This is a genomic window from Bartonella sp. CB10SXKL (assembly GCF_042195515.1).
In the GTDB taxonomy this organism is placed as follows: Bacteria; Pseudomonadota; Alphaproteobacteria; order Rhizobiales; family Rhizobiaceae; genus Bartonella.
This window is the reverse complement of record NZ_JBHION010000014.1, coordinates 26,348-39,583: the sequence shown is the minus strand read 5'-3', so window position 1 is coordinate 39,583 and position 13,236 is coordinate 26,348. Positions and strand designations below refer to the sequence as shown.

11 protein-coding genes and 1 pseudogene are annotated in these 13,236 nt (G+C 38.1%); 5 read left to right on the top strand and 7 right to left on the bottom strand.

From position 1 onward, the window contains the following. The 4 genes and pseudogenes from ACFIK3_RS07840 to rpsL all read right to left on the bottom strand — a co-directional run. Positions 1–76: pseudogene (locus tag ACFIK3_RS07840) on the bottom strand (elongation factor Tu); the annotation flags it as partial. 62 nt (positions 77–138) lie between these two features. Beyond that, positions 139–2,223: an elongation factor G gene (gene fusA / locus ACFIK3_RS07835; RefSeq protein ID WP_273791453.1), complete on the bottom strand. Its 2,085-nt coding sequence runs from the start codon at positions 2,221–2,223 to the stop codon at positions 139–141. A gap of 24 nt (positions 2,224–2,247) precedes the next feature. Then, complete coding sequence (gene rpsG / locus ACFIK3_RS07830; RefSeq protein WP_273791452.1) at positions 2,248–2,718, bottom strand: 30S ribosomal protein S7; 471 nt, start codon at positions 2,716–2,718, stop codon at positions 2,248–2,250. An 18-nt stretch (positions 2,719–2,736) separates the two neighbouring features. Next, on the bottom strand, positions 2,737–3,108 hold the full coding sequence (gene rpsL / locus ACFIK3_RS07825) for a 30S ribosomal protein S12 (protein WP_005773262.1): 372 nt from the start codon (positions 3,106–3,108) through the stop codon (positions 2,737–2,739). A gap of 491 nt (positions 3,109–3,599) precedes the next feature. On the opposite strand from rpsL, the gene xth reads away from it, so the two are divergent. The 5 genes from xth to ACFIK3_RS07800 all read left to right on the top strand — a co-directional run bounded on the left by xth (position 3,600) and on the right by ACFIK3_RS07800 (position 7,783). Then, the gene (xth, locus tag ACFIK3_RS07820) at positions 3,600–4,382 is read left to right on the top strand and encodes an exodeoxyribonuclease III (RefSeq protein ID WP_273791451.1); all 783 of its coding nucleotides are present in this window, start codon (positions 3,600–3,602) and stop codon (positions 4,380–4,382) included. Between the two features lie 124 nt (positions 4,383–4,506). Then, positions 4,507–5,412 (top strand): transporter substrate-binding domain-containing protein, encoded by a 906-nt coding sequence (locus ACFIK3_RS07815; protein WP_375631472.1) that lies wholly within the window; start codon positions 4,507–4,509, stop codon positions 5,410–5,412. A gap of 141 nt (positions 5,413–5,553) precedes the next feature. Then, entirely contained in the window at positions 5,554–6,306 is a 753-nt protein-coding gene (locus ACFIK3_RS07810; RefSeq protein WP_375618567.1) for an amino acid ABC transporter permease, read from the top strand. A gap of 2 nt (positions 6,307–6,308) precedes the next feature. After that, positions 6,309–7,025, top strand: coding sequence for an amino acid ABC transporter permease (locus tag ACFIK3_RS07805; protein ID WP_273791448.1), 717 nt, complete (start codon positions 6,309–6,311; stop codon positions 7,023–7,025). 11 nt (positions 7,026–7,036) lie between these two features. Then, complete coding sequence (locus ACFIK3_RS07800; RefSeq protein WP_273791447.1) at positions 7,037–7,783, top strand: amino acid ABC transporter ATP-binding protein; 747 nt, start codon at positions 7,037–7,039, stop codon at positions 7,781–7,783. A gap of 102 nt (positions 7,784–7,885) precedes the next feature. Here ACFIK3_RS07800 and ACFIK3_RS07795 read toward each other — a convergent pair whose 3' ends face one another. The 3 genes from ACFIK3_RS07795 to ACFIK3_RS07785 all read right to left on the bottom strand — a co-directional run bounded on the left by ACFIK3_RS07795 (position 7,886) and on the right by ACFIK3_RS07785 (position 13,167). Beyond that, entirely contained in the window at positions 7,886–8,677 is a 792-nt protein-coding gene (locus ACFIK3_RS07795) for a tetratricopeptide repeat protein (RefSeq protein WP_375676502.1), read from the bottom strand. Between the two features lie 1,074 nt (positions 8,678–9,751). Further along, on the bottom strand, positions 9,752–12,475 hold the full coding sequence (locus ACFIK3_RS07790; protein ID WP_375676501.1) for a valine--tRNA ligase: 2,724 nt from the start codon (positions 12,473–12,475) through the stop codon (positions 9,752–9,754). Positions 12,476–12,612: 137 nt separating this feature from the next. Next, a complete protein-coding gene (locus tag ACFIK3_RS07785) occupies positions 12,613–13,167 on the bottom strand; it encodes a DUF2497 domain-containing protein (protein ID WP_273791444.1) in 555 nt (184 codons plus the stop codon). Positions 13,168–13,236 lie beyond the last annotated feature (69 nt).

Here is a 13,236-nt window from a genome sequence, read left to right as displayed (position 1 = left end):
TCTTCCCATGATCAACGTGACCAATCGTACCAATATTAACATGCGGTTTTGTTCGTTCAAACTTGCTCTTCGCCATTTGAGCTCTCCATTTTCCGTCCAAGCCAAGGATTAAGTTAAAAATTAATTACCAACCTGAAATTACGCGTATTTCTTTTGAATCTCCAAAGCAACAGCCGAAGGTACAGGCTCGTAATGATCAAACTGCATTGTATACTGCGCACGCCCCTGACTCATAGAGCGAAGAGTATTCACATAACCAAACATATTCGCCAAAGGAACCATTGCATTCACAACCGTTGCAATGCCGCGCGCTTCAGTTCCTGAAATCTGTCCCCGACGAGAATTGAGATCACCAATAACATCACCAACATAATCATCTGGTGTAACAACTTCCACCTTCATGATCGGTTCAAGAAGCTGTGCACCAGCCTTCTTTGCCCCATCACGAAAAGCCGCACGAGCCGCAATCTCAAAAGCCAAAACCGAAGAATCAACATCGTGATAACCACCATCAATGAGAGTCGCTTTTACACCAAGCATAGGAAAGCCCGCAAGAGGACCTGACCCCATAACACTCTCAATCCCCTTTTGGACGCCGGGAATATATTCTTTAGGAACAGCACCACCAACAATCTTTGACTCAAAAATAAAGTCATCACCATCATGAGGCTCAAAAACAATTTTCACACGAGCAAATTGACCGGCACCACCCGATTGCTTCTTATGCGTATAATCAATTTCCGCCATTTTAGTAATTGACTCACGATAAGCAACTTGAGGTTGCCCAACATTTGCTTCAACCTTAAACTCACGCCGCATACGGTCAACAATAATATCAAGATGAAGCTCACCCATTCCAGCTATAATAGTCTGACCAGATTCCTCATCCGATTTAACACGAAATGAAGGATCTTCGGCCGCTAGACGGTTAAGAGCAATACCCATTTTTTCTTGATCTGCTTTTGTTTTCGGCTCAATTGCAATCTCAATAACAGGCTCTGGAAATTCCATCCTCTCCAAAATAACAGGCTTCAAAGGATCACAAAGAGTATCCCCTGTTGTCGTCTCCTTAAGTCCTGCAAGAGCAACAATATCACCAGCAAAAGCTTCTTCAATATCCTCACGAGAATTTGAATGCATTTGAAGCATACGCCCCAAACGCTCTTTCTTCTTTTTCACAGTATTCTCAAGAGAAATACCTTTCTGAACTTTACCTGAGTAAATACGACAAAACGTCAATGAACCAACAAAAGGATCATTCATAATTTTAAAAGCAAGCATAGATAGCGGAGCATCATCAGAAGATTCGCGTGTCGTCTCAGCCTCAGTCTTTACATCAATACCCTTAATCGCCGGAATATCAACTGGAGAAGGAAGATAGGAAACAACAGCATCCAAAAGTGGCTGCACCCCCTTGTTTTTAAAAGCCGTACCACAAAGAACCGGATGAAACTGAACTTCTACTGTCCCCCTACGAATGAGAGAAACAAGCTGCTCGTTGGTTGGCATAACACCCTCTAAATAAGCCTCTGTCGCTGCTTCATCAACCTCCACAGCCATCTCAATCAATTTCTCGCGATATTCTTCAGCTTTCTCCTTTAAATCAGAGGGAATTTCACTTATCACCGCCGAGGCACCAATAGAACCATCCCACTTTAAAGCCTTCATTTCTACAAGATCAACAACACCTTCAAAGTCATTTTCAGCACCAATCGGCAACTGCAAAACAAGCGCTTTAGCACCCAACCGAGAACCAACCATCTCCACACTACGATAAAAGTCAGCTCCTATTTTGTCCATTTTATTAACAAAAACCATACGAGGCACGCGATATTTCTCAGCTTGCCGCCAAACAGTTTCCGTCTGAGGCTCCACACCAGCATTTGCATCCAACAAAGCTATTGCGCCATCAAGAACACGCAAAGAGCGCTCAACTTCAATGGTAAAATCAACGTGCCCTGGCGTATCAATAATATTAAAGCGACGCTTCCGACCGTCCTGCCCTTCCCAAAACGTCGTTGTCGCAGCAGACGTAATCGTAATACCGCGCTCCTGCTCCTGCTCCATCCAATCCATCGTAGAAGCACCATCATGGGTCTCGCCAATTTTATGATTCTTACCGGTATAGAACAGAATACGTTCAGTCATCGTAGTCTTACCAGCATCAATATGCGCCATAATACCAAAATTACGATAATCTTCAATTTTATATTCGCGAGCCATTATATTTGCCTTAGTTTAAAACTTCTACCAGCGATAGTGAGAAAAAGCACGATTAGCTTCAGCCATACGATGAACATCTTCACGCTTTTTCACGGCAGAACCACGATTATTAGCCGCATCCATCAATTCACCAGATAAACGCTCAACCATCGTCGTTTCATTTCGACCACGCGCCGCCGCAATCAACCAACGAATAGCAAGAGCCTGACGACGATCAGGACGAACATCAATCGGAACCTGATAAGTAGCACCACCAACACGGCGTGAACGAACCTCAATATGAGGAGCAACATTCTCTAAGGCCCGATGAAATAGAGCCACAGGATCTGTTTTTACTCTTTTTTCTACAGAATCGAGTGCACCATAAACAATACGCTCTGCAACTGATTTTTTACCATCAAACATAATGGCATTCATAAATTTCATAATAACCAAATCACCAAATTTTGGATCTGGATTAATCTCACGCTTTTCTGCTCTATGACGACGGGACATTGGCTTTGTCTCTCAATATTATTTTGGACGCTTTGCGCCATACTTTGAACGACGCTGTTTACGATTCTTGACACCCTGGGTATCAAGCAAACCACGAATAATGTGATAACGAACTCCTGGCAAATCTTTTACACGACCACCACGAATCATCACAACAGAGTGCTCTTGAAGATTATGTCCCTCTCCAGGAATATAACCAATCACCTCAAATCCATTCGTCAAGCGAATTTTAGCAACTTTACGAAGAGCAGAATTAGGTTTCTTCGGCGTTGTTGTATAAACACGCGTACAAACACCACGCTTCTGCGGATTCGACTGCAGAGCAGGAACCTTATTACGTTTAACTGGCGCCACACGCGGCTTACGAATCAACTGGTTTACGGTAGGCATGCAACCTTCCTCTTTTTGATCTATATTCTTCTCACCCAATCGGGCTTTTCTATTTTCATTTCCATCCACCCCAACAGAATCGGAACAGATATTTAAGTCTACACACAAAATCGGGCACACCTGCAAAAAACAGTTTACCCGACCATAAGCAGAGAAGGCAGTAGCCTTTTGCACTAGGATTTACTTTTAATCTTCTTAACACCTGTGAATAATCTTCCGGTTCATATCCAAAGCACCTGATTACACCCACATCGGCTATATCCATCTCTAATAGCGAGAACACGTACATTCGTCAAGAACTAAACAGCAGAAAGTTTTTAAAAATGAAAATAAATTAAATTTTAAAGCTTTAAATTTGCTTTTACCGCTACTCTTGATAAATCAATTTACCATAAGTAATATCCCTATAAATAAAAAAGTAGCGATATGACTGTAGCAAAACATAAATGCAGTAAATTGAATTGCATATTTGATATCTAATGATGAGCGCCATGAAAATAGCAACGTGGAATATTGCCGGGATAAAAGCACGACATGAAACATTATGTCAATGGCTGCAGCAAAGCCAGCCGGACATAGTCTGTTTACAGGAAATTAAAAGTATTGATGAAAATTTTCCACGCGATGCAATTGAAAGTTTAGGTTACCATATAGAAACACACGGACAAAAAAGTTTTAATGGCGTTGCGATTCTCTCTAAAAAAACACCAGATGAAGTGATCCGTCGATTACCAGGCAATGATAATGATAAACAAACACGTTACATTGAAGCAGTTTATTCAACAAACAAAGGTGTTGTTCGTGTTGCATCTCTCTATTTGCCAAATGGGAATCCTATTGAGAGTGAAAAATATTCCTATAAGATAGAATGGATGGAAAGATTATATACACATGCAAAATCATTGCTTGCGTATGAAGAACCCCTTATTCTAGCGGGTGATTATAATGTCATCCCCGCTCCATTAGATGCAAAAAAACCTCAAGAATGGTATCAAGATGCCTTATTTCTTGGAGAAACAAGAAAAGCATTCCAACGTATTCTTCATTTAGGTTTTTATGATGCTATCCGGAATGTCACCGATACTCCCTCCTTCAGTTTTTGGGATTTTCAGGCAGGTGCTTGGCCTAAGAATAATGGGATTCGCATTGATCATTTATTATTATCACCAGAAGCTGTTGATCAACTAATTTGCGCTCATAGCCAAGCAGAAGTAAGGGGATATCAAAAACCATCCGACCACGTTCCTGTTTGGATTCACCTTAATATCAATTAAGAAAGTACAATCCTCATTTCATGAGACAACAAAAAAAATCCACTCAAAAATAATAACTATGCTACAGCATATAAACAGTATATCTTAAGCAACTAAAATAAAAATAAATGAATGGAGGACATAAATGAAGAAATCATTGTTAATGCTTATTGCAGCAACGGCCATTGGATTCTCAAGTTTCGCACATGCTGAACATGATACTCTTGAAAAAATAAAACGAACAGGGGAAATTACTTTAGGTGTCCGTGAATCATCTGGTTTAGCCTACGCCCTTGGTAATAATAAATATGTAGGTTTTCATACAGAAATGGCAGAACGGATCATTGATGATATCTCAAAAAAAATTGGTAAACCAATTAAAATTCATTATCTTCCCATCACTTCTCAAAATAGAATTCCTCTCTTAAAAAATAAAACCTATGATTTTGAGTGCGGCTCAACAACACATGATCTTGCCCGCAGTAAAGAAGCAGCATTTGCTTATACGACATACATTGAGGAGGTTCGGATTGCTGTAAAGAAAAACTCTAACATTAAATCTCTTGAGGATTTAAATGGAAAAACAGTTGCAACGACCACCGGTACAACATCTGTTCAACTTATTCGTAAAAATAAACGTGCAAAAAACATTCAGTTTAAAGTTTTAAAGGGGAAAGATCACGGAGATAGTTTTTTGTTATTAGAATCTGGTAAGGCAGATGCTTTTGTCATGGACGCTTCAATTCTTGCTGGACATATTGCTAAATCAAAGAATCCATCTGATTATGTCATTCTTGATACTGTACTTTCAGTCGAACCTATTGCCTGTATGCTCAGATTAAATGACAAAAAATTTGAACAAACAATCAACGATAGTATCGTACGTCAGATTAAAGATGAATCACTGGAAAAGCTTTATAATAAGTGGTTTATGAAACCGATCCCACCTGCTAACACTGTTATGAACCTTCCCTTGTCAAAACAAACAAGATATGCTTGGGATCACCCAAATAATAAACCTCGAGAAAGCTACGCAGAAAAAGATTTATAGAATTTAATAAAAAAGAACCACACTCTTTTGAAATTGAGTGTGGTTTATATTTTAATTCACTTTTTAATAAATTTGGCCTATGTAGATGCGCTTGGTTTATTGCCCTATTTGTGAATGACTAATTTGAGGGAATATCAATTAATGGACTTTTCTTTCCTTTGTAGAGATGACCTTACTCAAACATTGGTAACAGGATGCTTGGGGACTCCCGGCGTGAGCCATACCTATTTAGATACACTTCTCGATGGCTTTAAAAATACGGTTATATTGTCTATAACTTCACTTATATTAGCTGTATTGTGTGGTGTTGTTATAGGAACAATGCGCACTTTACCCAAAACATCCATAATCAATTATATATTTCGCACTATCGGTACTATTTGGGTAGAGATTATGCGTAATATTCCCCTCCTTGTACAAGTGTTTTTGTGGTATTTTGTTGTTCCGAAGATTTATCCACCAGCGATGAAATTTTCCCCCATTCTCTTAATAACATGCGCATTGGGATTCTTTACATCTGCACGCATTGCAGAACAGGTTCGTTCAGGCATTGAAGCGATTCCTTCTGGACAACGCTATGCTGCTATGGCAATGGGGTTTACAACTTATCAAAGTTATCGCTATATTATACTACCACGTGCTATACGTGCAATTATGCCACCTCTTACTTCAGAAGCAATGGGCATTGTGAAAAATTCGTCTATAGCATTCGCCGTTTCAATAAATGAGCTCATGCAATTTCAATACCAAGCAATTGAAGAGGTAAGCCATGTTTACGAAAATTATTTACTTGTTACGGCTCTTTATATTCTAATAGCCTTATTCGTATTCATTGTGATGACAGTCATTGAACAAATACTCAAAATTCCTAATTTTCAAACAAAGGGAAATTGAATATGATGAATTTCATAAGCTCTCAGTTTGGACTTTATTCTCCTTTCAATTTTTCCGACTTTGATTTTTCCTTTTTTACCTTTGATGTATTTCGTTCTTACATTTTATCAGGTTTACTCTTTAGCGTTTTTCTAACTCTTTTTGCAACGGTGTTGGGGTTTGTTTTCGGTACGCTTTTAGCAATGATGCGCCTTTCTTCCATAAAACTTCTTTCTTGGTTTGCAATAGGTTACATAACAGCTATGCGTTCAATACCACTTGTGATGGTTATCTTATGGTTTTTCGTGCTTCTGCCTTTTTTAACCGGTATATCCATCGGTGCAAATAAATCAGCACTCATTACCTTTACCGCATTTGAAACGGCTTATTTTGCTGAGATTATGCGTGCTGGAATCAATTCAGTTCCGCAAGGACAAAAATATGCAGGACAAGCTCTTGGAATGACATATTGGCAAAGTATGTACATTGTCATTCTTCCTCAAGCCTTTAGAGATATGCTTCCAGTCTTTTTAACACAAGTTATTATCCTTTTTCAGGATACAACCCTTGTTTATGCCATCAGTGGTCATAGCCTTTTGAATGGTTTTGATATTGCTGCTAATAATTTTGGTGTAAAGCAAGAAGCTTATATCTTAGCAGCTATTTTCTATTTTGTTATCTGTTTTACACTGTCACAAATAGTTTTGTATTTACAAAAAAAAGTATCCATTATTCGCTAACAGGAAAAAAAATGTCTACTCATATGATCGAAATAAAAAATGTTTCTAATTGGTATGGCGAAATTAAAGTCCTTAAAAACTGTACAACCAACATTAATAAAGGAGAAGTCGTTGTCGTTTGTGGTCCATCAGGCTCCGGAAAGTCAACACTCATTAAAACTATTAACGCTCTCGTCCCTTTTCAAAAAGGTGAAATTTGGATTAATGGAATACCAGTTCATTCAAAAAAAACGAATCTGCCTAAATTGCGAAGTCAGGTAGGAATGGTGTTTCAACACTTCGAGCTTTTCCCCCATTTATCTGTCACAGAAAATTTGACAATTGCACAAATCAAAGTCCTAAAACGAAGCAAAAAAGAAGCACTTGAACGTGGATTGTTATATCTTGAACGCGTTGGACTCATTGAACACAAAGATAAATATCCTGGTCAACTTTCTGGAGGGCAACAACAACGTGTTGCTATTGCACGTGCCTTAACTATGGATCCACTTGTCATGCTTTTTGATGAACCAACATCTGCTCTAGATCCTGAAATGGTAGGTGAAGTACTCGATGTCATGATTAGCTTAGCAGAAGAAGGTATGACGATGATTTGTGTAACCCATGAAATGGGATTTGCACAAAAAGTCTCGGAGCGTGTTATTTTCATAGATCAAGGAACAATTCTTGAAGACTGCTCATCTAAAGAGTTCTTTTCTGATCCGCAAGCAAGAAAACCAAGAACGCAAGAATTTTTGTCTAAAATCCTAAGTCATTAGCCGTTAGATTATCAAAAAAAGCTATCTTTACTATGAACTTGTATACAAGGAAACAGAGTTTAATATAAGATGAGAGAATGTAAAAATATTACAATCAGATGTTTAAAAACTGTTATTCTTTAAAATCTCAGCAACCAGTGAAATTGCTGTACGTCTCTCAGATTCATTACAAAGAGCAAAAGCCTCTTCTTGCAAAGGGTGAATCCAATTTTTGTCTTTTACGTTAGCTTTTTCATAGGCAGCAGTTAACATTGCTGCCTCACGGACAATTTTTCCTTCTTTAAGCAGTATATTTCCAAGCATTGCTTGGGCGGAAGGATTTCCTTTTTTTGCTGAAAGTTGAAACCATCGTGCTACTTGTATAAGATTTTTCTCCCTTCCCTCTCCCTTTAAAAATATTTTTCCTAAATGATACTGAGCTTTAGGATTTCCATAGTTTACCGCAGCCTGCATATAAAGATGAGCAGCATAAGAAGGATCAGGTTTCACAGGTGATTGAGGAATACCTTTTTTTATATATCCCGCAAGTTTAACCAATGCGTCAGAAACATAACTTTCATCCTCTGAACCAAGATCAGCACCTTTTTCAACAATATATGCAAAAAAATTATATGCCTTATAATCATTTTTAGAGACACCATCACCGTTTGCATAGATAGAGCCAAGTTTCCAATTCGCACCAATATGGCCTCTCTTAGCTGCACAACGTAATGCTGCAATAGCCTGATTTATATGCCCATTTTTATAAGCAGACATGCCACGTTTTAAAAAATAAAACGAACCATCATTCGCTTCTTGCAAGCTATTGACATCTATTACATAAACATTCGAAAAGAATCCCCCTAAAATCACAACAATCGTGACTTTTTTCCATATCTGAAACCTATTAACCATTTCCCCCCTACCTCAATTTTAATGATTATATCTGTTACGAATTTCTTTGTAGATATTTAAACTCTTTTTCTTAGTAAGAAGCATACGCAATTTTAAAGTAAAAATTTTAAAAGAAAAAACAAATAGATAAAAACCATCCAAAATGTTCGATAAAATTAAGTATCCATTTTTATATATAACAAATTGATTTTTAAATATAAATCATCATTCTATATTTTGTAACACATCCTTTAACATTCTAAGATTTATCGATCTTAAAATTTTATACGTATGAGCAAAAATCGTTCAATAAAATAACGTGCATTAAACAGTAACTTGAGAACGAAGAGAATACATGATGAATGGTAAGCGTTTAAGTATAAAAAACAATACGAAAGATGGATAAATATAATGATGATAATTAACTTATAACTTCACGACTGCCTTACCACCTTAAGGAGGAAGTTTTTTGTCTCCGTCAATCTATAAACAATACAGCTTTTTATTTAACGGATTGCACCTAACATCATTTCACATGGGGTTACTTCATACTTTACACACAAGTTCTACCTTAGAATACTCACCACTCATACAAAAAAATACCACATGTGTAATTTTACATACCTTATATTGCTACTCTAAATGATGATATTTTACAGTAATAAAGCAAGAAATTGATTTATAATTATAATTTTCCTTTTTGCATGTTGAATGAGGCCCTCGAATATCGTAAGATTCTCTCATTCCAAACGTGCTCCATGTTAAATCAATCAAAATCATCCGCTTGCACATTACAAGCAGAGAAAGCTATGTGGATAAAAACTCTGTGTAAGAAAGAACTAAAAATGCCTCTTATGAACGGTCTTAAGTGCCAAGGGCTGTCCGGATTGGACAGAATGGTGCCGGCGCTTGTTACTTCACAAGCATAAAGAAGGGAAAGCCCAATGGATTTACCGTTATACCATTCATGATCTACGTCGTGGAATAGGCTTGGACGCCTTAAAAGATGTCTCTTTAATGATAAACATAAAACAATGGATTTCAGTAGAGATTTTATGATCGTTCATGAAAAACTAACAAAAGAAAAAGTTGAAATCAATCTAACCGCTCTAAAGCAACAAATATTTTTTTCTGCGCTGCACGCAGTTCTACAACCCTGTTCCGCTCACGCTCAACAATTTCTGCTTTTGCATTTGCTATAAATTTGGGGTTGTTTAACTTAAGCGATATTTTTTCAATATCTTGTTCAATTTTACTGACATCCTTCCTCAAACGAACACGTTCAGCCTCCAAATCAATCAACTGTCCTAATGGTAAACAAAAAACAGCCTCTCCCAAAATCATTTGTGCTGATACTTCCGGAACTTTATCAGAGAAATCAATAACTTCAATACGCGCTAATTTTTTAAGAAGTGCATCATAACGCTTCACACGCTCTCGCGTTACTTCCCCTCCTTCAACAACAACAAGAGGTGCTTGTGTCGCCACTGGAATATTCATTTCAAAACGTACAGACCGAATCCCCGTGACGACATCAATAAGCCAATTAATATCATCAGCAGCTTCTTCATCTATCAATGTTTCCTCTGGCCATTTTGTCAATGCGAGCATATCCTCACGCTTGATGGCTTGCGTTTCTGTAAGAGACCACAACTCTTCCGTCATATAAGGCATAAAAGGATGAAGAAGTTTATAAACTTCATCTAAAACCCAAGCAGTACAAGCTTGAGCCTCATTTTTAGCATCTTCATTTTCCCCCTGAAAAATAGGTTTGAGAAGCTCCAAATACCAATCACATAATGTATTCCAAATGAAACGGTAAAGAGTGGCAGCTGACTCATTAAATTTATAGTGTTCAATACCAGTCGTAACTGCTGAAATTGTTTTAGATAACTCTGTTAAAATCCAACGATTAAGCGCCAGTTTTGCTTGTTCTGGTTTAAAAGCTGGATCATGCTTCACACCATTCATCTGTGCAAATCGGGTAGCATTCCACAATTTCGTAGCAAAATTACGATAACCAGCAATACGGGAAACATCAAGTTTTACATCACGACCTTGTGCTGCCATAATAGCTAAAGTAAATCGAAGTGCATCAGCACTATATTGATCAATAAGCTCTAAGGGATCAATAATATTTCCCTTTGATTTTGACATCTTTGCGCCCTTTTGATCCCGCACAAGAGCATGCACATAAACCGTTGGGAAAGGAACGTCACCCATAAAGTGAAGTCCCATCATCATCATACGAGCAACCCAGAAAAAAATAATATCAAATCCTGTCACAGATAAAGATGTTGGGTAAAAAGTAGATAATTCAGTCGTTTTATTTGGCCATCCTAATGTTGAAAAAGGCCAAAGAGCTGATGAAAACCACGTATCTAAAACATCCGGATCACGGATTAAGTCAACAACCTCACCATAATGAGCAAAAGCTGAATCTAAAGCCTCTTTTTCACTTTTTTCAACAAAAACCGTTCCATCAGGACCATACCAAGCAGGAATCTGATGTCCCCACCATAATTGGCGAGAAATGCACCAAGGTTGAATATTTTGCATCCAATTGAAGTAAGTCTTTTTCCAGTTATCGGGAACAAACTGCGTTTTTCCTTGTTGAACAGCCTCTATCGCTGGCTTTGCTAATTCAGCAGCATGAACATACCATTGATCTGTCAAAAAAGGCTCAATAGGGACACCACTGCGATCTCCATGAGGAACCATATGGGTATGATCATCAACAGAAGCTAAATATCCCTGTTCTTCCATCAAAGAAATAATCTTCTGGCGAGCAACAAAACGATCAGATTTATCGAGATTTTCTACTAACATTTTTAATTCATCTGATAAAATCAAACCATCGAAAAATGCTTCATTTTCACGAAGAAAAATTTCGGCTTTTTGGGTAAAAATATTGATCAAGCGTAAATGATTACGCTGTCCTACTTCAAAGTCATTAAAGTCATGAGCTGGTGTGATTTTTACAGCACCACTTCCAGCCTCAGGATCAGCATGGCTATCACCAACAATTAATAACCTACGACCAACAAGCGGCAAAAGAGCATTTTTACCGATAAGATTTTTATAACGCTCATCTTCAGGATTAACAGCAATTCCTGTATCACCAAGCATTGTTTCTGGTCGTGTTGTCGCCACTATTATAAAAGTTGTAGCATCATTTGGATCAAAAGTTTTACCTTCAAGTGGATATCTAAAGTGCCACAAATGTCCTTGAACTTCTTTTTGCTCAACTTCAAGATCTGAAATAGCTGTCAACAATTTAGGATCCCAATTGACGAGGCGCTTATCCCTATATATCAACCCTTGCTTATAAAGCGTGACAAAGACTTCACGAACCGCCTGCGACAACCCCTCATCCATTGTAAACCGCTCACGCGACCAATCACATGAAACCCCAAGGCGACGCAACTGGTTTGCAATAACGCCTCCAGTTTCATAACGCCATTCCCAAATACGCTCAATAAACTTTTCTCTCCCCATTTCTTGACGCGTTGGCTCTTGACGTTCTGCAAGTTGACGTTCCACAACCATTTGCGTAGCAATCCCAGCATGATCCATACCAGGCTGCCACAACACATTTTTGCCACGCATCCGCTGAAATCTAACTATTATATCTTGAATTGTCGTATTGAGCGCATGCCCCATATGAAGTGAGCCTGTAACATTAGGAGGTGGAAGCATAACGCAAAAAGGCTCTGCATCGCTTTTAGAACCAGCTCCCGCTTTAAAAGCCCCACGAGTCTCCCATCTCTTTGCAACCCGTTGCTCTATAGAGGAAGCATCATAGTTTTTTTCTAACATTCTATCCATCCATAACGCCGCTGAAAAACACAATATATGATCAAAACCTGATCAGAATCTCGTGAATCTCAGCCATTCACTAGAGAGCTCGCAAAATCGCAAACAAAATCCCCATAAAATGAAAAACATAAAAATAATTAAGACGATTTTTTAATCGCCTTCACAATCTCTTCACGCAAAATATCTTCCAGCAAAATAGGCAATTTAGACTGTAACCATTCTGCTATAGCCGGACGCAACACATCCTTTGCAATCTTTTCTGCAGAAGAAATACAATATGCAGACAATTCCACATGACCATCCCTTCCTGCGTCTGACTGTGATTTCCTTATCTCATCTTCATATTCTTTTGCTTTATAAACAGAATTCCGTTCTTCAGAAGAAAGCTTCATCTTTTGCATATCCATACCAACTGTATTATTTTCCGCCTCTATATCCTCTTTCTCTTGCGTTATCTTCCCCCCTTGATTTTCAGAAGAAAGACCAATACGATCAGCTAAAGCTTTCATAGCATCATCAACCGATAAGGCTGTATCATAAATACTCTCTGATGCAACTTCTGAAGCATTCACTGCAACATCTTCATTTAAAAAGTGATCAGATTGAACCGCATTTTCTTCGATTATTTCACGAATAGATGTTAAAATTTCATCCATACTTGGCTCACGTAACACGCTTGAACTCTGTACCATACTTTACAACCTCTCAAAGACGCAACAACAAATAGAATCATATTTTCAGTGTATGCAAAAGAATTATAA